Consider the following 22,830-nt stretch of genomic DNA (forward strand, 5'->3'; position numbering starts at 1 on the left):
CCGTGCAAAGCGTCGTATTCCCCAACAAGATTCTGCCCTATCTACTGGTCGCGCCGCAGATCATCCTCACGGTGATCTTTTTCTTCTGGCCGGCAAGCCAGGCGCTTTACCAGTCGACCATGCGCGAGGACGCCTTCGGGCTGAACAGCAATTTCGTCGGGCTGGCGAATTTTTCCGCCGTGCTGTCGGATGAAAGCTATCTGAACTCGCTGCAGGTCACCGTCATCTTCAGCATCCTGACCGCGCTCGTCTCCATGGGGCTGGCGCTGCTTCTGGCGACGGCGGCGGACCGCGTGGTGCGCGGCAAGGGCTTTTACCGCACCATGATGATCATGCCCTATGCCGTCGCCCCTGCGGTGGCCGGCATGTTGTGGCTCTTCATGTTCAACCCGGCCATGGGCACCTTCTCCTACATTCTGCGCCGCAACGGCATCATGTGGGACCCGCTGCTCAACGGCGATCAGGCCATGCTGCTCGTCGTCGCGGCTGCCGCGTGGAAGCAGATCAGTTATAATTTCCTGTTTTTTGTCGCAGGCTTGCAGGCAATTCCTAAATCATTGCTGGAAGCGGCCTCCATTGATGGCGCGCGCGGTTCGCGGCGCTTCTGGACCATCGTTTTCCCGCTGCTTGCGCCGACAACCTTCTTCCTTCTGGTCGTCAACACGGTTTACGCCTTCTTCGATACGTTCGGCATCATCCATGCCGTCACCGGCGGCGGCCCCGCCAAGGCGACGGAAACGCTGGTCTACAAGGTCTATAATGATGGTTTCGTGAACCTCAATCTCGGCTCTTCCGCCGCGCAATCCGTGATCCTGATGGTGATCGTCATCGCGCTCACCGCCTTCCAGTTCCGCTTCGTCGAGAAGCGCGTGCATTACGGCTGAGGATTTACTGATGATTGAAAATCGCCCGGTCGCCCGCGTGATCGCCCATCTGATGCTGGTACTCGGCATCATCATCGTGGCCTTCCCGATCTATTACACCTTCGTCGCCTCCTCCATGACGTCGACGGATATCATCCGCCCGCCCATGTCGCTTTTGCCCGGCGATCATCTGAGCGCCAATTACACCGAGGCCATGGTCGGCGGTGTCGAAAGAGTGGTCGGCGTCAGCCTCGAACGGCTGCTGTTCAACAGCTTCGTCGTGGCGTTCGCCATCGCCATCGGCAAGATCGTCATCTCGTTCCTGTCGGCCTTCGCCATCGTCTTCTTCCGCTTTCCCTTCCGCATGGGCTTCTTCTGGATGATCTTCATCACGCTCATGCTGCCGGTGGAAGTGCGCATCCTGCCCACCTACAAGGTCATCGTCGATTTGGGCCTGATTGACACCTATGCCGGGCTGACACTGCCGCTAATGGCGTCGGCGACCGCAACCTTCCTGTTCCGGCAGTTCTTCCTGACCATTCCCGGTGAGCTGGTCGAGGCGGCGCGTATCGACAATGCAGGGCCATTCCGCTTCATGCGGGATATTCTGCTGCCGCTGTCGAGAACCAATATCGCCGCCCTTTTCGTGATCCTGTTCATCTATGGCTGGACCCAGTATCTCTGGCCGCTGCTCGTGACCAACGACGCCAAGATGAACACGATCATCATCGGCTTGAAGCGCATGGTGGATTTCACCGACGCTTCGACGCCCTGGAATTATGTGATGGTGACGGCGATCCTCGCCATCATCCCCCCGATTATCGTTGTGGTGCTGATGCAGCGCTGGTTCGTCAAAGGTTTGGTGGAGACCGAAAAGTAATGGCAAAAATTGCGCTGAAAGACGTCCGCAAGGTTTATGGCGGCAATGTCGAGGCCATCAAGGGCGTATCGATGGATATCGCCGACGGCGAAATGATCGTGCTCGTCGGCCCCTCCGGCTGCGGAAAATCCACCCTGCTGCGCATGATCGCCGGGCTGGAGGGCATTTCCGGCGGCCAGATCGTCATCGGCGACCGCGTCGTCAACGATCTCGAACCCTCCGACCGCGATATCGCCATGGTGTTCCAGAACTATGCGCTTTATCCGCATATGACGGTGCGCCAGAACCTTGCTTATGGCCTGAAGAACCGCAACACGCCGAAGGAGGAAATCGAACGGCGCATCACCGAGGCGGCCAAGGCGCTGGAGATCGAGCAGTTCCTGGAGCGTAAGCCGCGCCAGCTTTCCGGCGGCCAGCGCCAGCGCGTGGCCATGGGCCGTGCCATCGTGCGCAAACCGGCGGCCTTCCTGTTCGATGAGCCGCTCTCCAACCTCGATGCCAAGCTGCGCGTGCAGATGCGGGTGGAAATCCGCCGCCTGCAACGCTCGCTCGCCACGACCAGCGTTTATGTCACCCATGACCAGATGGAGGCCATGACGCTGGCCGACCGGCTGGTGGTCTTGAATGCAGGCCGCATCGAGCAGATGGGCACGCCGATCGAGCTTTATGAAAAACCGGCGACAACCTTCGTCGCCACCTTCATCGGCTCGCCCTCCATGAACCTGCTGAGCCATGGCGCGACATCGGCAAACGGCTCTTCCGGCTGGTCGGTGCAGGGAACCGAGGCACTGCCGCAGGGCGTCGCCACGCTCGGCATTCGCCCCGAAGACATTACCCTTGCCGATGAAGCCCCCGCAGACGCCGCCTTCACCGGCACCGTGCAGGTGGATGCCGTGGAACTGGTGGGTGCGGAGAGCTATGTGCACGGCTCCTTCGCCGACGGCACCACCATCGTCTTCCGCGTCCACGGCCGCTCTCAGCTTCGCATCGGCGAAACGCTGAAGATCGCCGCACAGGCGAAGGATTTTCACCTGTTCGATGCGGCGGGGAAGAGAATCTAAGCCTGCCGACGAAAAAGGGACACCCGCCACTCGGTGGGTGCTCGCACTATAGCTAGAATCTCCGACGGCTCGTTACCAGACGAGTTCCACCTGCGGCCGACCGTTGGAGGTTTTCTCCACGGTGCGGCCGGATGTGTCGACATTGCAGTGGACGCGCTGGCGGAAGGCGGAAAAGCTTTCGAAAGTCACCACATCCACCGGATCGTCGAGATGCAGGGTCAGCCGGTAGCGTTCGGGATCGCCGCCGAGCGCCTGCACGCCCAGAACGGAGGCCACGAAAGGCTGGCCGAGGTAAAAACCTTCCACCCTTGAACCCAGAAGATAGGGGTTGAAGGCGGGGCGGTTGCCGGCCGATGCGTGGAGGGTGTTCCAGTCGCGGAAGCCATATTGCGCGGCGATGAGTTCCAGCGCTTTCGAATGGGTGATTGCCTGCCCCTGATCCTCAAGGGCGGCGCGCAGGCGCTTTGCCTGTTCTTTCAGCCCCTCAAGTGCGGGAAGCGGTTTGGACACGTTCATAACGGTTCTCCAACATGCGCATGCCGAATGTTCCGAAGGGGGTCCGCGTTGCCATCGACGACATGCAAAACATGGGATGACCGTTATTTAAGAAAGAGCTTCACCAGGGGCGCAAACGCCTGCGGACGGCCGGGGCTCTTATGCCCGTGGCCGTCCCTATAGCCCAGAAAGCGCCGCCCGTCAAAGGGAGCGCCCGGCACCCACGCAATCAGAAGCGATAGGTGATACCCGCGCCGATCAGCCATGGATCGAGCTTGGCCTTGCCGCTGATCGGCGTGCCGCCGAGTTCCGCCGTCCAGTCGGTCTTGATGAAGATCTTCTTCACGTCGAAGTTCACGCCCCAATGCTCGTCCAGCATATAGTCGAAACCGACCTGCACGGCTGCACCGACCTTGTTCTTGACGTCGAGATTGCTGAAACCGGGCTTTTCCGTCTGGTTATAGAACAGCGAATAGTTCACGCCCGCGCCGATATAGGGCTTGAAAGCACCGAAATCGGTGAAGTGATATTGCAGCGTCAATGTCGGCGGCAGCAGCCAAGTCTTGCCGACCGGCGTGCCGGCCAGCAACCCCTCGCCATTGATCTTGGCATAGGTGGTGCCGAGGATAAGCTCTGCGGCGAAGTTTTCGGTGAAGAAATAGCTGATGTCGAGTTCCGGGATCACGGTGTCCGAATAGGACAGGCCCGCTCCCGGCAAACCGTCGACGCTACCGCTGTCATGGGTGATGACGCCGAGGCCGCGCACGCGCAGCATCCACGGGCTTGCCGCCGCAATCGCCTCTTCGGCGGTGGGGGCCGGCGCTGCCTGGGCCAGATCGGCAGCCATGGCATCGGCGGATACCAGCATGGCCGCAACACCAACTGCGACACTGGCAAGCAAGGCGGTTTTTTTGTTTCTGTTCGTCATTCCATCTCTCCTATAGCGCACCGCAGCCGGGCAAGTCCCCGGAACCGGCTGATGACGGCGGGCTTTCGCGAATCTTCGCCTGCCGCAACCGCTTGGGGCCACTATGACGAAGGGAGAGGCGGGCCGATTGAGATGGATCAAACCGGGACCCCGATCATGGATCGGAACGATTAACCGGCAAGCATTGTGACAATTGCGCAACAAGTGCCGTCCAGCAATCAAAGAGCGGGTGCACAACGCGCCCGGCAGATGTCGGAAAAATACAAAAAGGCCCGCATTTGCAGGCCTCCTTCCAGTGCATCACCTCTATCACGCGGCCTGGGGCGTCAGTGTTGCGGAACCCGGCTTGCGCAGAAGCAGAACCGAGACGGCTGCGATCATGCACATCAGACCGGCAATCTGCAGCGCGGGCATATAGGTATCGAAGTCGCTCTTGAAGAAACCGGCGCCGAAGGCGGCGGTGGCGGCTCCCAGCTGATGGCCGGCAAACACCCAGCCGAAAACGAGACCGGCCTTTTCGCGGCCGAAATTCTCGGCAGCGAGCTTCACCGTCGGCGGCACGGTCGCCACCCAGTCCAGCCCATAAAAGACGGCGAAGACCGAAAGCTCCACGAAGCTGAACCCCGAGAATGAGAGATAAAGCAGGGACAGGCCGCGCAGACCGTAGAACCAGAACAGCAGGAAGCGATTGTCGAACCGGTCGGAAAGCCAGCCGGCGAAGATGGTGCCGAAGAAATCGAAAATGCCGATCACCGCCAGCGTGCCTGCCGCCGTCACCGCAGCCATGCCGAAATCGCCGCAGATCGAAATCCAGTGTGTCTGGATGAGACCGTTGGTCGAAAGTCCGCAGACAAAGAAGGTGCCGAAAAGTACCCAGAAGACGGGGTTGCCCGAGACGCTCTTCAGGGTCACCAGCGGCGATACCAGTGTGGCAAGAAGATTGTGATCCTGCTTGACCGGTTTTGCCACCGCTGTCTCGCCATAGGCCGGCAGGCCGACATCGGCAGGATGGTCACGCATCAAAAGCAGGACGAGGACCATGGCGGTGGCGATCACCGCAACGGACAGGGTCAAGGCGGTTCGCCAGCCATAGGCTTCCGTCAGCGCCGCCAGCAGCGGCAGGAAAACCAGCTGGCCGGTGGCGTTACTCGCCGTCATGAGGCCGATCACCAGTCCACGGCGCTTGGAAAACCAGCGTGTCGCCACGGTGGCGCCCAATACCAGCGCGGTCATGCCGGTGCCGACGCCGATCACCACGCCCCAAAGCAGCAGCAATTGCCATACCTCGGTCATGAAGAAGGAGGCGACAATGCCGCCCATGATCAGGGCAAGCGCGGTGGAAACCACCTGCCGGACACCAAAATGATTCATGAAGGCGGCGGCAAAAGGCCCGAGCAGGCCAAAAAGCACCAGCCTGACCGCCATTGCAGAGGAAATATCGGCAATATCCCAGCCGAATTCCTGATGCAGCGGCTGGATCATCACCCCGGCGGACCCCATGGCACCGGCGGTGGCCAGCATGGTCAAAAAGGTGGTTGCGGCAACGAGCCAGCCATAATGCAGATTTCTGCCAGCCATCCAGCTGGCGAGGCGTGTGGAGAGCATGTTCAAATTCCCTTTCCAGCGGCCGCGGCCGATTTACGGGTATATACCCTGTATTGCGGGCAGATACCCGCTTGTGTCCCCAAAAAATCACAGGGCTGCGAGCAATTCCTGCAATTGTGCTGTCTTCTCAGGCCCAAGCCGGGCCTCGATTTCATCCTGCACCCCATCCCAGAGCGGCGCGCCCGCTTTCAGGATAGCATGCCCTTCCTTCGTCACGGTCAGCATCGCTTCCCGCTGATCCTCGCCGTGACCGATGGCCACCAGACCCATGCGAGCCAGCACCTTGGCGTTGCGGCCGACGGTGGAGCGATCCAGTTCCACCCGCGCGGCCAGATCGGTCAGCGAGACAGGCGCGGTGCGATTGATGTTCCGCAACAGGCTGAACTGACCGATATTCACGCCAAGCGGCGCCAGGGCCTCGTCATAATAGGACGAAACCTTGCGGGATGCTTTGCGCAACAGGATGCAATGGCAACTATCGTTTGGCATTTGTCTCGGGTATATACCCGTAAATTTCTGCGCGCAAGATGCGCTGGGAGAAATTATCGGCGGGCAACGGCCGACCCCATGGCCATAGAGCAGAAACAATAAACCCCGGCTTTGGCCCGGGGTTTGATATCAGCAGCGAGGCCAGTCTCAGGCCGAGAGCCTGCGCCCGCTTGCCACCAGCAGGCCGGCAGAGCCTTCAAGCCAGCCGGCTTTCAGTTCCAGCGCCAGAAAACGGCTGCGCTCGAACGGGCCGGGCATGATGAGGTGCTGGGCCTTGTCGGCGAAAAAGCCGAAGCGCTCGTAATAAGGTGCATCGCCAACCAGAAGAACGGCGCCGTGGCCACGCTTGGTGGCCTCGGCAATGGCGGCGCGCATCAGCGCCGAGCCGATGCCCTTGCCCTCATGGGCGGCATCGACGGCCAGCGGGCCGAGCAGAAGCGCTTCGACGGCGCGGCCTTCGCGCGAGATGCCGGCCTCGACGTTCCACAGGCGCACCGTGCCGATGACATGGCCATCCTCATCGCGAGCGACGAGCGCGAGACCTTCGGCCGGAATGCGACCCGCGCGCAGCTTTTCGGAAGACTTGCGGCGGCGGCCGGCGCCCATGGCGCGGTCGAGCAGGTTCTCACGGGCGACGACATCGCCCGGATTTTCCTGATCGACATGAAATGTCTGCGGCGTGAAAAATGCCCGTACCGAATTCAAAAGAGCGGCCATCCTTGGCCTCCCGTCACACTACCGCCCACACGCGGCCCTTGATGAAAAATTGGTGGAGCCGTTCCGGCCCGCCGACACGCTTTCCTCGGCTGGAAGAGGTGCAGCAAGCAGGGATTTGCGCATCAGCAAAATCGGCAAAGCCGGAACGGAAGCTTGGTCGAGACGCCGCCCTGCTCAGCGGACGGCGTTCGGACTTTTAAGGAGCATCGGATTTTCCGAAAACCGCGTAACGCTTTTCGGTTCGATGCTTTAGATGACGTAGGCCTTCAGCGGCTCGAAGCCGTTGAACGCGACCGCCGAATAGGTGGTCGTGTAAGCGCCCGTGCCTTCGATCAGAACTTCGTCGCCGATGGTCAGCGAGACCGGCAGCGGGTACATGTTCTTTTCATACAGCACATCGGCGCTGTCGCAGGTCGGACCGGCCAGAACACAGGGCTCCATCTCGTCCTGATCGCGCTCCGTGCGGATCGGGTAACGGATAGCCTCGTCCATCGTCTCGGCGAGACCGCCGAACTTGCCGATGTCGAGGAACACCCAGCGGTGGTTGTCATTGTCGGACTTGCGCGACACGAGAACGACTTCCGCCTTGATCACGCCGGCATTGCCGACCATGCCACGGCCCGGCTCGATGATCGTCTTCGGGATCTGGTTGCCGAAGTGCTTGCGCAGCGCCGTGTCGATCGCCTGGCCGTATTCTTCGGCGGCAGGAACGTCACGCAGGTACTTGGTCGGGAAACCGCCGCCCATGTTGACCATCTGCAGGTGGATGCCCTGCTTGGCAAGCGAAGCGAAGACGCGCTTGGCGTCGGCCAGCGCCGCATCCCATGCGTCGAGATTCATCATCTGCGAACCGACATGGAAGGAAACGCCGTAGGATTCGAGGCCGAGCTGATGTGCATAGACCAGAACGTCGACAGCCATCTGCGGAACGCAGCCGAATTTGCGCGACAGCGGCCACTCGGCACCTTCGCCATCCGTCAGCACGCGGCAGAAGACGCGCGCGCCGGGAGCGGCACGGGCAACCTTCTCGACTTCCTCATGGCTGTCCACGGCGAAGAGATCGATGCCGAGCGCATGGGCGCGTGCAACATCGCGTTCCTTCTTGATGGTGTTGCCGAAGGAGATACGGTCGGCCGTCGCGCCCGCATCGAGCGCCATCTGGATTTCAGCGACGGAGGCGCAATCGAAGTTGGAGCCGAGCGAAGCGAGCAGCTTCAGGATTTCGGGAGCCGGGTTTGCCTTGACGGCGTAATAGATGGCGCTGTTCGGCAGGGAATGCCGGAAAGCGTTGAAATTGTCGCGCACGACGTCGAGATCAACCACGAGGCAAGGGCCTTCGGGACGTCGGGTCTTGATGAAGTCGAGAATGCGTGCAGTCGTCATCGATGTATTCCCTGTTAAACCGGCTCCGGAAAAATCCGGAGGACAAAGGACGCTCGAGATATGCATTCGAATCAGCCGGTGGAGGCGCAGAATCGATAGCATACGCTCAAGGCGCGAATGTGAACGATGCCCTGCCAGAGCATCATTCGGCTTTGTCTGCCATGGATTGGAGGGAATGACCCGACCGCACTTCAGGCAATGATGGTGTGCCTCTTTAGTACCCCGGCTGATGGAAAGCCGGCAGAGAACCAGAAAGGCCCGCACCGTCGTTGCTTCGTATGTCCTCGCATTTTCCGGTTGGCCGGAATAGCGACTGGAGGGGTTAGTTCCAGGTACCTTACCTAAATCCTCACCACATCGAGGAATCGGCGGACACACATGGGCACGTGCGACTTTGGGCAGCACGGGAAATAAGAATATTCGCAGTCATAATCAAGAGGATTTTTTCACCAAAGAGCGGATTTTTTCGGCAATGAATTAAGGGTTGAACAGTCCGCCCTCGCCGTTCAATTATATGGAACGAACTGGAGGATTTTCATGGACACGCTCACCCGCATCCGCGCCTTTATCGATGTCGTCGAAGCGGAGGGTTTTTCCGCCGCTGCGCGCAAGACGGGGCGTTCCAAGGCGCTTCTGTCCAAATATGTGCGGGAACTGGAGGACGATCTCGGCGCGCTGCTCCTCAACCGCACCACCCGGCAGTTCTCTCTGACGGAAGCCGGGCACACCTATTACCGCACCGCTTCCGATATTTTGAAGGAGATCGACAATCTCGCCGATCTGGTGCGCGAAAAGAATGCCGATCTGAAGGGCAAGCTCAGGATTTCCGTTCCCCGCACCTTCATCGATGCCGATGTCGGCCAGAGCCTGATCGACTTCGCCAAGGAAAATCCAGAACTGTCGCTGGAAATCGTCGCCGAGGACCGGTTCGTCGACCTGATCGAGGAGGGTTTCGATCTCGCGGTTCGCATAACCCGGCTGGAGGATTCGGGCCTCATCGCCCGCAAGCTTTCCGATTTCCGGGTCTACGCGGTGGCGACGGCGGATTTTGTGGCCCAGCATGGACCGCTCGACGGACCGCAGGATTTCTCCCGCGTTCCCTTCATCATCGACACCAATACGCGTTTCCACAATACAGTGCGCTATCTCGAACCGGATGGCGGCTCGAATTCGGTCACCATCAGTGGGCCTATCGAGGTCAACAGCCCACAGGCGACGCTGCGCGCCGCCCGCGCCGGCCTCGGCATCGCCATGGTGCCGGATTTCATCGCCCGGCCCTATATCCAGTCCGGCGAGCTGGTGACGCTGTTCGACGATTATATTTCCAAGGACAGGGGTATCTATGCGGTCTATCCGCATCGCCGTTACCTGCCGGCCAAGGTGCGCAGCTTCGTGGATTATCTCTCGGCCTGGTTCAGGAAGAACGGTTGAAGAGCCGCATGGCATTCGCCGAGCATCCCTCCGTCATGCCGGACTTGATCCGGCATCCAGCCACGGCGCGTCTGCGCCGTGAAAGGACTCTCCCGCGATCAAGGACTTGATCGCCCTGGCCCCCGGATCAAGTCCGAGGTGACGGAGTGGGATGCAGCCGTCTCGCCAAATCCAAACCTCGGCAAACTTTTAGCAGCATCGACGCCCGCGTTTCAGCGGGCGTCGCATGGCAGAAGCCAGCTCGTCAGAACGGCGAATCCGGGAAGTAGAACTGCTCGGCATTGTCCTTGGTGATGAGCGTCGCATCGAGGATATATTCACCCGCAACCGGCACCTGATCGTAGAAATGCCCGGCCGTCAGCTGCATGGCGGTCGCCACCATCGCCGGCGGATAGAGCACGTCGACCGGCACTAGCTTGTCGCCGTCCATGACCTTCTTGATCATGTCCTTGGAACCGGCGCCCGCAACGATATACTGGATATCGGTGCGTTTCGCCTGCTGGATGGCCTCCAGCACGCCGATAGCCATATCGTCATCCTGACACCAGACCACGTCGATCTTCTTGTATTTGGTCAGATAGTCCTGCATCACGCGGAAGGCGTCGTCGCGGTTCCAGTTGCCATATTGACGGTCGAGAACCTTGACGCTGGAACCGGCGATACCCTTGTCAAAACCATCCTGGCGCTGCTGGTCGATCGGGATCGGCAGGCCGCGAATGACCACGACTTCGGCGTCAGGCGTGGTCTTCTTGATGTATTCGCCGGCCACCTGGCCAAGTGCGGGGTTGTTGCCGGCAACATAGAGATCGCGGATCGAATTGTCGTTGACGCTCGGCGCGCGGTCGACCAGCGCGACGAAGGTGCCCTTGTCCTTGATCTCCTTGATGGCGTTGACCAGCGGATCGGGATCGGACGGCAGCACGACCAGCGCATCAAGCCCCTGCACGGCAAGGTCCTGCAGCGCATTCGCCTGATTGGCGGCGTCCGGCGACGTCTTGACGATGACGTTGAGCCCCGGATGTTCCTGCATCAAAAGCTTCGCCACGCGCTCGGCATGGTAGACGACGCCCGCCGTCCAGCCATGGTCGGCCGCTGGAATGGATACGCCGATGGTGACCTTCTTGTCCTGCGCATGCGCTGAAGCGGCAAGCACCGTGGCCAGCGCGGCAAAGGCCACGCCGATGAATTTACTACGCATAGTCTCTTTCCTCCCAAGACTGGGGCGTTCCTCCTTCGACCGCGCCTGCCCCACATGGCGCGGCGTGATACGTCACCTGCGGCTGAGCGAACGCTGCACCAGCATGGCGATGATGATGATGGCCCCCTGAATGGCGCCGATCAGATATTCGCTGACGAAGTTCGACAGGATCATGATGTTGCCGACGATCTCCAGAATGAAGGCGCCGCAGATCGTCCCCCAGATGCGCCCTACCCCGCCTCTCAGCGCCGTGCCGCCGACGACGACGGCGGTGATGGCCTGCAGCTCCCACAACATGCCTGTGGTGGCCGACGTGGAAGCGAGGCGCGGCACGTAAAGCAGCACCGCAACGGCGACACACAGCCCCTGCACCACATAAGCGATGGTGCGCACCCGCGCGACCGAAATACCGGAATAACGCGCCACATCCTCGCTCGACCCTACTGCGGTCAGATGCCGCCCGTACCGGGTGCGGTAAAGCACGAAGGCGGCTATCGCAGCGGTGACGAAGATGACGATGACCGGCACCGGCACGCCAAGGACATTGCCGAAATAGACCGGACGATAAAGCGTCTGGATTTCCGGATTGCGCAGCGTGATCGCCCCGCCCTGAGACAGCCATGTGGTCAAGCCGCGATAGATGCCCATGGTGCCGAGCGTGGCGATGAAGGGTTCGATGCGGCCGATAGTTGTGATGAGGCCGTTCGTCAGCCCGCAGGCAGCCCCGATGGCGAGCGCCAGCGCCATGGCGGTGAGCAGCATCAAAAGCGGACTGGCGATGACGCCGCTATTCATGAACAGGATCATCAGGCTGGCGACGAAAGCCACCATCGCGCCAACCGAAAGATCGAGCCCGCCCGAGGTTATGACGTAAGTTGCGCCGAGCGCGATGATGGCGATGAAGGCGCTGCGGGTGATGACGTTCAGGAGATTGTCGATGCCGATGAAATTGGGATTGGCGATGGTGCCGAGAACCAGCAGCAGGGCCAGCGCCACGAAAGGCGCGACGGCGCGCAGATCCCAGTCCTTCGAGGTCTTCGGCGTTTTGCCGTTGTCAAATGCGGCCTCAGTCATGTTTCCCCTCAGTCTCTTTTATCAGGCCATGTTTCCCGGCACGCGGGCGCTCAGGCGGGTTCCTGCGTATGAACGCCCGTCGCCAGCGCCACGATGTCGTTTTCAGTCATGCGCTCACCCGTCACCTCGCCGACGATCCTGCCCGACCGCATCACCAGAATGCGGTCGCAGATGCCGATCAGCTCCGGCATTTCCGAGGAAACGACGATGATCGAGCGCCCCTCATCCGCGAGCCTGGCGATGAAGCGGTAAATCTGCTCCTTGGTGCCGATATCGATGCCGCGCGTCGGTTCGTCGATGATGACGATGGACGGATCGATGAGCATCATCTTGGCCAGCAGCAGCTTCTGCTGGTTGCCGCCGGAAAGCTGGCCCGCCAGCAGATCCTTGCGGCCGGTGCGGATGTCGAAATCGCGGACCGCATCATCGAGCGCCGCCGTTTCCCGGCGGGTATCGATCTGGAACAGCCGGCTGAATTTCTTGAGCGAAGCAAGCGTGAGATTGACACGCAAATCCTTGGTGAGCAGCAGGCCCTTGCCCTTGCGATCCTCGCTCAGATAAACGATGCCGGCCTTCAGGCTGTCTTCCGCCTTTGCGAAATGCACCGGCCTGCCGTGATGACGCACCGCTCCTCGACCGGCGCGCAGGCCGAGTATTCCTTCCATGAGTTCCGTTCTGCCCGCGCCGACCAGACCGGCAAAACCGAGGATTTCGCCCCTGCGCAGGCTGAAACCGGCATCCTGAGCATAACCCGGTACGGTAAAATGCTCCACCTGCAGAACCGGCTCGTGCTCGCCGCCGGCGGCGCGGTCCGGATAAAGCTTGGCGACATCGCGCCCCACCATCAGCCGCGCCATATCGGCAGGCTCCAGCGCCGATGCCGGATGGGAGGCGACCAGCCTGCCGTCTCGCAGAACCGTCACACGGTCGGCGATCTCCTTCACCTCCGGCAGACGATGCGAAATGTAAAGCACGGCCACGCCTTTCGCCCGGATGTCCCTGATGACATTCAGCAGCGCATCCGTTTCGATGGGCGTCAGGCTCGCCGTCGGTTCATCGAAAATGACCACGCGATGCGGCACGAGCAGCACACGGGCGATCTGCACCAGCTGCCGCTGGGCAATCGACAGGCTGCCGACAATGGCGTCCGGATCGATCGTACCGCCAAGATCGGCGATTGCCTTGCGGGCGCCGGCACGCATGGCGCGGTCGTCCACCATGGCGCCCCGGCGCACTTCGCGGCCGAGATAGATGTTCTGCGCCACCGTCAAATCCGGGGCCAGCAATATTTCCTGATGCACGAGAACGATGCCGCGATGTTCGGCATCCACCGGACCGCTCAGCATAACGGCTTCGCCATCGATGCGGATTTCGCCGCCCGACGGCTTTTCATTACCGGCCAGCAGCTTCATCAGCGTCGACTTGCCGGCGCCATTCTCGCCAATGATCGCGTGGACCTCACCGGCGCGCACCGCGATCTCTATATCCTTGAGAACCTGTACCGGCCCGAAAGACTTGGACAGCCCAACCGTCCGGATAAGGGCGTGGTCTGGAGATTCGTCAGCAAAAGCCATGTGCCGTCACCGGAATCCGGCGTGAACGGACGGCGCTTGCCCCTTGATTTTATCTGAAACGACCATCTGCGAACTCCTCCCAAAGCTCGAGGAAGAAGCTAGCCTTCGTTTTGAGGTACGTAAAGCAAATTTCGTTGGTGTTTTAGAATACACTCAAATTTGAGCGCCGCGCGGGTCCGGGAAATCCGGTCGCTATGCCGGGGAGCGTCGAAAAGCCTTCATGAGACGATGCACCGCTTCCGCACCCTCGTTGGCCAGATCGAAACGCTTGCCGAACAGCAGCCAGTCCGAGCACATGCCTTTCAGCAGCCAGTAGAGCGCCCCGAGCGCGGACTCGGCTGTCCAGTTATCGTTGAAAGCCCCTTCCGCCTGCGCCCGTTCGAAAGCCTCCTCGAGCAGCCGCTTGTGGTAACGGTCCAGCTCCTCCTGCGCGCGCAGCACGGGGGCGAATTCATCGGAATAATTGGTGCGCAGGCTGATGGTCATGATGCGCTGGCGCTGTTCGTCTTTTGAAAGAAGCGAAAGCCAGTTGCACGCGGCGTCCTCGATCTTGGCCAGCAGCGCTTCCCCCTTGAGGTCCGGATCGCCGAAATCGAGCAGGTCCGATTCCGGCAGCGCCACCGATTCGTAAAGGCCGATGAAAAGGTCGCTCTTGCTGGAAAAATGCCAGTAGATCGCCCCGCGCGTAACGCCGGCCGCAGCCGCCACCTCATCCAGAGAGCTGTTGGCCACGCCCTTCTTGAAGAACACCCGCTCGGCAGCGGCAAGGATCGCCTGACGGGTCTCTTCTGCCTCGGCCTTGGTTCGGCGCATGCTGATGTCTCCTTCCAGTCGCGGCACGGCGCTTTCGCACCGTGCCTTGTTTGCTTTGCCGGGCTGTCAATCAGATGAACGCATTCACGTGACTTTTCGCCCAGCCGTCACACCCGTTTTATTCCGCCGGCGATACCGCGTCAGCAGCAATCTCATTCTCCTTCTTCCGATCCCCGAAAATCTTCATGACGAAGACGAAGAAGACGGGAACGAAGAAGATCGCAAGGATCGTCGCCGAGATCATGCCGCCGAGAACCCCGGTGCCGATGGCGTTCTGGCTCGCCGCGCTGGCGCCCGACGCAATCGCCATCGGCAGCACGCCGAGCGAGAAGGCGAGCGACGTCATCAGGATCGGCCGGAAGCGCAGGTGCGCCGCCTCCACCGTCGCATCATAGGTGGATTTTCCTTCCGCCCGCAAATCCTTGGCGAATTCGATGATCAGGATCGCGTTCTTGGCCGAAAGCCCGATAATCGCGACGAGACCCACGAGGAAGTAGACGTCGTTCGGCATGCCGCGCAGCATCACCGCCGCCACCGAGCCGATGACGCCGAGCGGCACCACCAGCATGACGGAGAGCGGAATGGACCAGCTTTCGTAAAGTGCTGCAAGCAGCAGGAAGACGAACAGAACGCTGAGCCCGATCAATACCGGCGCCTGCGACCCGGACTGGATTTCCTGCAGCGACTGGCCGGTCCATTCGAAACCGAAGCCGCTCGGCAACTCACCCGCTAAGCGCTCCATTTCGGCAATGGCGTCACCGGAGGAGTAATCCGGTGCGGACTGGCCGCCGATACGGACCGCCGGATAGCCGTTGTAACCGACCACCTGCGAGGGACCGCGCACCCATTCCACCGTGGCGAATGAGCTCACCGGCACCATGCCGCCATTTGCATTGCGGACGTTGAGGTTCAAAAGATCCTCCGTCTTCATGCGCTGGCCCTGTTCCGCCTGCACCGTCACGCGCTGCATGCGGCCGGCATTGGGGAAGTCGTTGACGTAGGACGACCCCATATTGGCAGAGATGGTGGCGTTGATGTCGCTGAAGGTGACGCCGAACGTATTGGCCTTCTCACGGTCGATGATGAGATTGACCTGCGCCGCATCCGGCATGCCTTCGATGCGAAGACCGGCAAGGATGGGGCTCTGACGGGCGGCGGCCATCAGTTGCGCACCGGCGGCGCTGAGAGCCGCCTGTCCCGCGCCCGAGCGATCCTGCAGGCGGAAGGTGAAGCCGCTGGAATTGCCGAGGCCCTGGATCGGCGGCGGCGACAGCGCAAACGACATGGCGTCCGGAAGACCCCACAGCTTGGCGTTGACGCGCGCCGATATGGCGGCGGCGGAATCGTTCGGTCCGCGTTCGCTCCAGTCTTTCAGGGTGGCGAAGGCGAGACCCGCATTCTGGCCGGAGCCGGAGAAGGAGAAACCCGAAACCGCAATCACACGATCCACCGCCGGCTCTTCCATGAAGATCTTTTCGATCTGCTGGATGGATTGCAGGGTGCGGTCGCTGCTGGCTTCCGCCGGCGCCTGAATGTCGACGATCAGATAGCCCTGATCTTCGTTTGGAAGGAACGAGCTCGGCAATTGCATATACGCCCAGCCAAGACCGACCAGCAAAGCCGCGTAGATGACCATGAAGCGACCGGAACGCTTGATGATGCTGCCGACGGACGAGGAATATTTGTGTGACGCCTTGTCGAAGCCGCGGTTGAACCAGCCAAAGAAGCCCTTCTTCTCATGGTGTCCGGCCTTGATGGGCTTCAGGAACGATGCGCAGAGCGCCGGCGTGAGCGACAAAGCAAGGAAGCCCGAAAACAGGATCGACACCACCATGGTCAGGCTGAACTGCTGATAGATGATGCCGACGGCGCCCGGGAAGAAGGCCATGGGCACGAACACGGCGGTCAGCACCAGCGTGATGCCGATGATCGCGCCGGAAATCTGGCCCATCGCCTTGCGGGTGGCCTCCTTGGGCGACAGATGCTCCTCTGCCATGATGCGCTCGACATTCTCGACGACGACAATCGCGTCATCCACCAGAATGCCGATGGCGAGAACCATGGCGAACATGGTCAGAACGTTGATCGAGAAACCCGAGACATACATGATGGCGCAGGTGCCGAGCAGCGCCACGGGCACCACCAGTGTCGGGATGATGGTGTAGCGGATATTCTGCAGGAAGACGAACATCACCACGAAGACGAGGATGATCGCCTCCACCAGCGTGTTGATTACCTTCTGGATGGAGATTTTCACGAAGGGGCTGGTGTCATAGGGAACTTCATATTCCAGACCCGGCGGGAAATATCGGGACAGCTCTTCCATGGTGGCGCGAACGCCCTCGGAGGTCTGCAGCGCATTGCCGGTGGGCGAAAGCTGCACGCCGATGGCGGCGCTCGGCTTGCCGTTCAGGCGGCTCGAGAAGTTATAGCTTTCGCCGCCCACTTCCACACGTGCGACATCGCGCAACCGCACGGATGAGCCGTCCGGATTGGCGCGCAGCACGATGGAGCCGAATTCTTCCGGCGAGGTGAGCTGGCCCTGCACGTTGACGGTTGCGGAAATCTGCTGCCCGATGGGATTTGGCGACGCGCCGATGCGGCCGGCGGCAACCTGCGAATTCTGCGCCTGAATGGCGCCGATGACGTCGTTCGAGGTCAGGCTGAGGCCCAGCATCTTGTCCGGGTCCATCCAGATACGCATGGAGCGCTGGGTAGCGAAGAGCTGCGCGCTGCCGACGCCGGGAACGCGGCGTAATTCGCCGAGCACATTGCGGCTGAGATAATCGCCGAGACCGATGGCGTCCGTGTTGCCGTCGACGGAGGTGAGCGCCACCATCATCAGGAACGACGTACCCGCCTGCTCCACGCGCAGGCCCTGCTGCGTCACCGCCTGCGGCAGGCGGGGTTCGACGCGGGCGATGCGGTTCTGGACCTCAACCTGAGCTTCACCGATGTTGGAGCCCGGCGCAAAGGTGACGTTGATGGAAATGCGGCCCGAAGATTCCGACGTCGATTCGAAATAGATCAGGCCTGGAACGCCGTTCAGCTCTTCTTCGATGGGACGCGTGACGCTCTGGTAAATATCCTCCGGCGATGCGCCCGGATAGGTCGTCGAGACGGAGATCTGCGGCGGAGCGACATTCGGATATTGCGCAATCGGCAGCATGGGAATGGCGAGCAGGCCCGCCAGCATGATGAAAATGGCGACGACCCAGGCAAAAATGGGCCGATCGATGAAAAAACGTGCCATGAAATCGGTCCTTATTGCTTCGCAGCCGGAGCCGCGCTCTCGCTGTCAGCGGCGGTGGCGACATCGGCCTCATCGGACCACGGTTCCGGCTTCACTTTCGCGCCCGGAGCGGTCTTCTGGAAACCTTCGGCCACGACGCGGTCGCCATCCTTCAGGCCCTCGGAAATCACCCAGCGATCGCCGATGGAGCGGCCGACGCTGACGCGACGCTGCTCGACCGTGTCTTCGGCATTGACGACAAGCACGCTCGCCTGCCCGCCGGCATCGCGCTGAACCGCCTGCTGCGGCACGGCGAAGGCCGCTTTCTGGATACCCTGCTGGATCTGTACGCGGACATACATGCCCGGCAGCAGATCGCCGTTCGGGTTCGGGAACTCACCGCGCAGCGTCACCTGACCGGTGGTTTCATCCACCGCCGCTTCGGAAAACAGCAGGCGGCCGGGCAGCGGATAACGGCTGCCGTCATCGAACAGCAGGTTGACTTCTGCCTCGTTCGGGCCAGTCATCAGCTTGCCATCCTGCAGGGCCTTGCGCAGACGGATAAGATCGGCCGCCGGCTGGGTGAAGTCGGCATAGATCGGATCGAGCTGCTGGATCGTCGCGAGATTTTCAGAGCCAGTGGCGCTGACGAGGGCGCCTTCGGTAATACGCGCGCGACCGATCCGGCCGCTGATCGGGGCTTTGACATCGGCATATTGCAGATTGAGCTTCGCTTCCGCGACACCGGCTTCGGCCACGGCCACCTCGGCATCGGCCTGCGCCAGCTGGGCGATGGCGTTATCGAATTCCTGCTGGGAACCGACATTGGAACGGCGCAGCTGCTGTTGTCTATCGGCCGTCTGCCGCGCCTGCAGCTGCGCGGCCTGCGCCCGACGCAACGTGCCCTCGGCGCTGTCGACACGCACCTGGAACGGCGCGGGATCGATCCGGTAGAGAACATCGCCTTCCGTCACCAGCGAGCCCTGTTCGAACACCCGCTCCACGATAATGCCGGAGACACGCGGGCGCACTTCGGCAAGCCGCGTCGGCGCAATGCGTCCTGGCAATTCGTTGGTGATGGGCAGTTCTTCCTGGCTCACCGTCACGACCTTCACCGCACCGGGCGGCGGCGCGCCGGGCGCAGACGCCTGCTCATCGCTACATCCGACAAGAACGATGCCCGTCAACAACACCGCCGCGATCTGCCCCAATCTCTTCGCCATACTGCGCTCCGAATCCATAAAAAATGTCACATTTACATACATACTAAGACGTATGTAAAACTTCGGCAATAAAATTGTTGCAGCGCAAAAGCCGTCTCACGCGCTTGTGAAGTTGCGTGCAAACGGACGGAAATTAGCCGGAATGATGCGGCGAGGCCGGGGGGACAGGGCAGGTATCCAACCGCAGCCGGAGGCTTACAGACGGTGCGGGGCCAATGAAAACCGCCCTGCCCCGCAGGCTGCACAGAATATCTGCGACCTTCCTCTTTTCCCGGCGTGGGGCAAATCCCCGGGACAGGCCCGAGGACGACGCCGAGAACGGAGACGCTTCTCGGCGTCGGAGGCTGCCCGATGGCAGCGCCGAAACTGCCTATCCGGCCCGGAAGATGTGCGCCGCCATGTCAAGGCAGCGGCAGGCATAGCCCCATTCATTGTCGTACCAGGCGACCAGTTTGGTAAGACCGCCTTCCGTCTGCATTCCGGCCAGCGCATCGAAGATCGAGGAATGCGAATTGCCACGCATGTCGGTGGAGACGACGGGTTCGTCGCAGTAGGCGAGAATGCCGCGCATGTCGCCCGCCGCCTGCGTGCGGATCATCGCACAGATATCCCTGTAGGAGACCTTGTCCCGGAGCCGGCATGTCAGGTCGATCATGGAGACATCAGAGACCGGCACGCGTACCGCCAGGCCGTTGATACGCCCGTTCAGTTCCGGCACCACTCGGCCAACCATGCGGGCAGCGCCGGTCGTTGCCGGAATGATATTGTCCAGAATGCCGCGACCGAAACGCCAGTCCTTGCGGGCCACGCCATCCACCGTGTTCTGTCCCGAGGTCGTTGCATGCACCGTCAGCATCAAAGCTTCTTCGATACCGAAGGCGTCGTTCAGCGCCTTGGCGAGCGGCGCGACGCAATTGGTCGTGCAGGAAGCGTTAGAAACGATGGCTTGCCCGGCATAATCATTCGCGTTGACGCCCATGACGAAGACCGGCGTGTCGTCATCGGGAGGCGCCGAGATCAGAACCTTGCCGGCACCGGCGGCGAGATGTGCATCCGCTGCCTTTTTCGCCAGGAAGAAACCAGTCGATTCGATGACGACATCCACGCCAATCCCGGCCCAGCCGATTGCGCCCGGCTCCCGTTCGCTGAAGGCCCTGACCGCCCTGTCATCGATGGCAAGCGCACTTTCCGATGCCGCCACCCTGCCCGGGAAAGCACCGTGCACGCTGTCATATTTAAGCAGGTAAGCGAGGTGGTCTATCGGCAGCAGATCGTTGATCGCCACGATCTCGACATCGCCCCGCGCCGTCGCCGCCCTTAAAACCGTGCGGCCGATGCGGCCGAACCCGTTAATGCCGATACGGATTTTGTCAGTCATCGATTGTCCTTTTGATCGAGAAGAAAAGGCAGGAATTCTCCCGCCCGCGCAGCCCGAATGGCACGCCGCGCATGTGCGCCGCCGCCCTCCCCGAAGGGATTGTTTTCCATGTCGCTTATTTTTATACTAGACCGCACAAAAATACGGCGCAACAAATTTATTGCGAAACGGTACAAAAATGAAACAGAAGTCCGCCAGAGGGCGCCCCCGCCAATATGATACCGACGCCGCCCTCGACGCGGCCCTCACCGAATTCCGCCGCCACGGCTACACCGCCACCTCGCTCGACCATCTGTCGGAGGTGACAAAAATGGCGCGGCCAAGCCTTTACGCCGCCTTCGGCAACAAGCGCGCCATCTATCTCAGAGCCATCGCGCATTACATCGCGAAGAGCGGCGAAAGTCGCCGCCACGCGCTCTTTGCCGCCGTCTCGCTCGCAAAGGCGCTCAATGACTATTTCATGATGATTGTTGCGATCTATTCGCAAGGCGACGATTACCCGCTCGGCTGCCCCGTGCTCAGCGTCATCACCGGCGAAGCGACGACCGATCCGGTGATGGGAGCGGAACTCTCCACCGCCCTCGATCGCACCGATGCACGGTTTCGCGAGCGGATCGCGATGGCGTACGACAACGGCCAGCTGCCGCCCGACACCGACATTAATGCCGTTGCCGACATGCTTGCCGCCCTGCAGCACAGCCTTGCGCAACGCGCCCGGGCCGGCACGGCGCGAGCGGATCTGGAGCGCATCGCCCGCAGCAGCATAGCACTGGTTCTCAGGGCGGCGGGTGCTGGCGTAGCATCCTAATCGCCGTCACCCGCCCGTTCAGAACTGACGCTTCAGCGAGGAGGCTTCCGACTGCGGGCCAGGTTTCGTCGTGTCGTTATTGTCGGCGGATCTGTTGCGCAGGGCCGCATAATAGGCGTTCTTCTGCTCGTACATATTCATATCGGCACGACGCACCAGCGATTCCATCGTCTCGCCGGCCTCGCTGGTGGCCACGCCCAGCGACAGGCTGAGCGGCGCGCTGGAATAGAACTGGTTGTTGATCTTCAGCAGCTCATAAACGGTCTCGACCATGGCGGCGGCCACCTGCCTGTCGGCGCCGGGAAGAAGGATCGCGAATTCGTCGCCGCCGATGCGCGCGGCATGGTTCGGCGCGGTCACCACGCCGTTCAGCACCTCGCCCACACGCCGCAACAATGCGTCGCCGGCATCGTGTCCCAGCTTGTCATTGGCGTCCTTCAGGCCGTTGAGATCGATGACGATGGCCGAAACCGGCCTGAGCGCGCTGCGCTCCAGCCGGTTCAGCTCGTCCGAATAGAAGGCACGATTGTGCAGCTTGGTCAGCACATCGTGCTTGCCGAGATATTCGAGATAGGCTTCCGCCTTCTTGCGCGCGGTAATGTCCGTCAGCGCCACCTGCACCAGTGACCAGTCGCGCTCATGGCCGGGGAAGACGGAAAAATGCAGGAGCACATGCCGCTCCGAACCGTCAAGCGCGTAATTCACCACCTCGCGATGGTGGGTGAGATTGCCGTTCCAAAGCTCCATCAGCTGTTCCCGGAACGGTTTTTCCATCTCGCCGCGGAAAATATCGCCGAGCCGCTGCAACAGAACCTGCCGGTCCGGCGCGCAGAACAGGTCGAGCGTGGCGCGGTTGACGTCGATGACGCGGATTTCGCTCATGCATTGCCGCACGAATTCGGGATGCACATCCATGAACACGCGGAAATCGATGATACCGCGCTCCCTGACCTCCTCGATCAGCCGCCGCACCCGGCTGAAATCCTCCACCCACAGGGAAACGGGCGAATGTTTGAACATGCCTTCGGCGTAACGGCGGTTGAGAAGCTCCTTGCGGCGCGCCTCCTCCCGCTCCGTCACATCCTCGGTGGTCAGAAGCAGCCGCCCAAGGGTTTCTTCATGGCCGGGTATGACCGCGCCGCGCAACTGGATATCCAGCCGCTTGCCGCCGATTGAATAATTGACCGCGTTGCTGGTGAATTCCGTCTTGCCCGCCCAGAGTTCGGAAAGCTCGTTCACATGGCTTTCCAGCATGTCGTCACGAAAAATCCGGTGGAGATTGTCGATGAGATGCGCCTGATCGCGGGCCTCGAACAGTTCCAGCGTCCTGGCGTTGACCTTGATCACGCGGATTTTCTGCGAGCAGGCCGCCACCCTCGATAAATCTTCCAGAAGAAACGCCCGGATATCCTCGACGCCCTGCGATCGCCAGATATCGAACTGGCTTTTCACCTCGCTGAAATCCTCGATCCACATCGCCACGGGGGCAAGATTGAAGACATTGGTATCGATTATCTCATTCATACGGGAGGTCTTCTCAAGGATAGCAGGCGAATGCCGAAACGGTGCGCAACGGCGATAGCCGCCCACATAACCGGATTTATTAGAGATATTCGATTTAACGCAAGCATTTATCGCGCAAACCGCCGGATTGCGCGATAATTCATGGGTTTTGCGG

20 protein-coding genes are annotated in these 22,830 nt (G+C 61.0%); 6 read left to right on the forward strand and 14 right to left on the reverse strand.

From position 1 onward, the window contains the following. The first annotated feature begins 2 nt into the window (after positions 1 to 2). Genes ugpA through FGF54_RS15760 form a run of 3 tightly spaced genes read left to right on the forward strand, consistent with a single transcriptional unit; the run spans position 3 to position 2,804 of the window. Positions 3 to 884, forward strand: coding sequence for a sn-glycerol-3-phosphate ABC transporter permease UgpA (gene ugpA, locus FGF54_RS15750; RefSeq protein ID WP_003523346.1), 882 nt, complete (start codon positions 3 to 5; stop codon positions 882 to 884). A 10-nt stretch (positions 885 to 894) separates the two neighbouring features. Further along, entirely contained in the window at positions 895 to 1,743 is an 849-nt protein-coding gene (ugpE, locus tag FGF54_RS15755; RefSeq protein WP_142780355.1) for a sn-glycerol-3-phosphate ABC transporter permease UgpE, read from the forward strand. Next, positions 1,743 to 2,804, forward strand: coding sequence for a sn-glycerol-3-phosphate import ATP-binding protein UgpC (locus FGF54_RS15760; protein WP_142780356.1), 1,062 nt, complete (start codon positions 1,743 to 1,745; stop codon positions 2,802 to 2,804). The genes ugpE and FGF54_RS15760 overlap by 1 nt, the downstream gene beginning before the upstream one ends. Positions 2,805 to 2,876: 72 nt before the next feature. Here FGF54_RS15760 and FGF54_RS15765 read toward each other — a convergent pair whose 3' ends face one another. The 6 genes from FGF54_RS15765 to odc2 form a co-directional block, all read right to left on the reverse strand. Continuing rightward, a complete protein-coding gene (locus FGF54_RS15765; RefSeq protein WP_077984241.1) occupies positions 2,877 to 3,320 on the reverse strand; it encodes a glyoxalase superfamily protein in 444 nt (147 codons plus the stop codon). Positions 3,321 to 3,528: 208 nt separating this feature from the next. Next, positions 3,529 to 4,227 (reverse strand): OmpW family protein, encoded by a 699-nt coding sequence (locus FGF54_RS15770; protein ID WP_142780357.1) that lies wholly within the window; start codon positions 4,225 to 4,227, stop codon positions 3,529 to 3,531. A gap of 309 nt (positions 4,228 to 4,536) precedes the next feature. Beyond that, positions 4,537 to 5,832 (reverse strand): MFS transporter, encoded by a 1,296-nt coding sequence (locus FGF54_RS15775; protein WP_080820717.1) that lies wholly within the window; start codon positions 5,830 to 5,832, stop codon positions 4,537 to 4,539. Between the two features lie 87 nt (positions 5,833 to 5,919). Beyond that, positions 5,920 to 6,321, reverse strand: a complete 402-nt coding sequence (locus tag FGF54_RS15780; protein ID WP_020813347.1) for a MarR family winged helix-turn-helix transcriptional regulator — start codon at positions 6,319 to 6,321, stop codon at positions 5,920 to 5,922. Between the two features lie 147 nt (positions 6,322 to 6,468). Next, entirely contained in the window at positions 6,469 to 7,038 is a 570-nt protein-coding gene (locus tag FGF54_RS15785) for a GNAT family N-acetyltransferase (RefSeq protein ID WP_142780358.1), read from the reverse strand. Positions 7,039 to 7,287: 249 nt separating this feature from the next. Continuing rightward, on the reverse strand, positions 7,288 to 8,421 hold the full coding sequence (gene odc2, locus FGF54_RS15790) for an ornithine/lysine decarboxylase (RefSeq protein ID WP_003523360.1): 1,134 nt from the start codon (positions 8,419 to 8,421) through the stop codon (positions 7,288 to 7,290). Between the two features lie 537 nt (positions 8,422 to 8,958). Here odc2 and FGF54_RS15795 point away from each other — a divergent pair. Further along, positions 8,959 to 9,852: a LysR family transcriptional regulator gene (locus FGF54_RS15795; RefSeq protein ID WP_065117027.1), complete on the forward strand. Its 894-nt coding sequence runs from the start codon at positions 8,959 to 8,961 to the stop codon at positions 9,850 to 9,852. A gap of 244 nt (positions 9,853 to 10,096) precedes the next feature. Here FGF54_RS15795 and FGF54_RS15800 read toward each other — a convergent pair whose 3' ends face one another. The 7 genes from FGF54_RS15800 to gap form a co-directional block, all read right to left on the reverse strand. Continuing rightward, positions 10,097 to 11,050, reverse strand: a complete 954-nt coding sequence (locus FGF54_RS15800; protein ID WP_020810860.1) for a substrate-binding domain-containing protein — start codon at positions 11,048 to 11,050, stop codon at positions 10,097 to 10,099. Positions 11,051 to 11,122: 72 nt separating this feature from the next. After that, a complete protein-coding gene (locus FGF54_RS15805; RefSeq protein WP_020810859.1) occupies positions 11,123 to 12,124 on the reverse strand; it encodes an ABC transporter permease in 1,002 nt (333 codons plus the stop codon). A 50-nt stretch (positions 12,125 to 12,174) separates the two neighbouring features. Next, positions 12,175 to 13,698, reverse strand: a complete 1,524-nt coding sequence (locus FGF54_RS15810; protein ID WP_142780359.1) for a sugar ABC transporter ATP-binding protein — start codon at positions 13,696 to 13,698, stop codon at positions 12,175 to 12,177. A gap of 192 nt (positions 13,699 to 13,890) precedes the next feature. Then, positions 13,891 to 14,511, reverse strand: a complete 621-nt coding sequence (locus FGF54_RS15815; protein ID WP_080854673.1) for a TetR family transcriptional regulator — start codon at positions 14,509 to 14,511, stop codon at positions 13,891 to 13,893. A 118-nt stretch (positions 14,512 to 14,629) separates the two neighbouring features. Next, on the reverse strand, positions 14,630 to 17,764 hold the full coding sequence (locus FGF54_RS15820) for an efflux RND transporter permease subunit (protein ID WP_142780360.1): 3,135 nt from the start codon (positions 17,762 to 17,764) through the stop codon (positions 14,630 to 14,632). A gap of 11 nt (positions 17,765 to 17,775) precedes the next feature. Then, positions 17,776 to 18,966 carry an efflux RND transporter periplasmic adaptor subunit gene (locus FGF54_RS15825; protein ID WP_142780361.1) on the reverse strand — a complete coding sequence of 397 codons (1,191 nt, stop codon included), beginning with the start codon at positions 18,964 to 18,966 and terminating at the stop codon, positions 17,776 to 17,778. A 370-nt stretch (positions 18,967 to 19,336) separates the two neighbouring features. Continuing rightward, on the reverse strand, positions 19,337 to 20,344 hold the full coding sequence (gap, locus tag FGF54_RS15830) for a type I glyceraldehyde-3-phosphate dehydrogenase (protein WP_142780362.1): 1,008 nt from the start codon (positions 20,342 to 20,344) through the stop codon (positions 19,337 to 19,339). Between the two features lie 11 nt (positions 20,345 to 20,355). On the opposite strand from gap, the gene FGF54_RS27260 reads away from it, so the two are divergent. Both FGF54_RS27260 and FGF54_RS15835 read left to right on the forward strand, forming a co-directional pair. After that, entirely contained in the window at positions 20,356 to 20,526 is a 171-nt protein-coding gene (locus tag FGF54_RS27260) for a hypothetical protein (RefSeq protein ID WP_168208149.1), read from the forward strand. Further along, on the forward strand, positions 20,523 to 21,152 hold the full coding sequence (locus tag FGF54_RS15835; protein WP_142780363.1) for a TetR/AcrR family transcriptional regulator: 630 nt from the start codon (positions 20,523 to 20,525) through the stop codon (positions 21,150 to 21,152). The genes FGF54_RS27260 and FGF54_RS15835 overlap by 4 nt, the downstream gene beginning before the upstream one ends. A gap of 18 nt (positions 21,153 to 21,170) precedes the next feature. On the opposite strand, the gene FGF54_RS15840 is transcribed toward FGF54_RS15835, so the two are convergent. Then, entirely contained in the window at positions 21,171 to 22,676 is a 1,506-nt protein-coding gene (locus FGF54_RS15840; protein ID WP_142780364.1) for a sensor domain-containing diguanylate cyclase, read from the reverse strand. Positions 22,677 to 22,830: the final 154 nt, after the last annotated feature.

This window comes from Agrobacterium sp. T29 (assembly GCF_006970545.1).
In the GTDB taxonomy this organism is placed as follows: domain Bacteria; phylum Pseudomonadota; class Alphaproteobacteria; order Rhizobiales; family Rhizobiaceae; genus Agrobacterium; species Agrobacterium leguminum.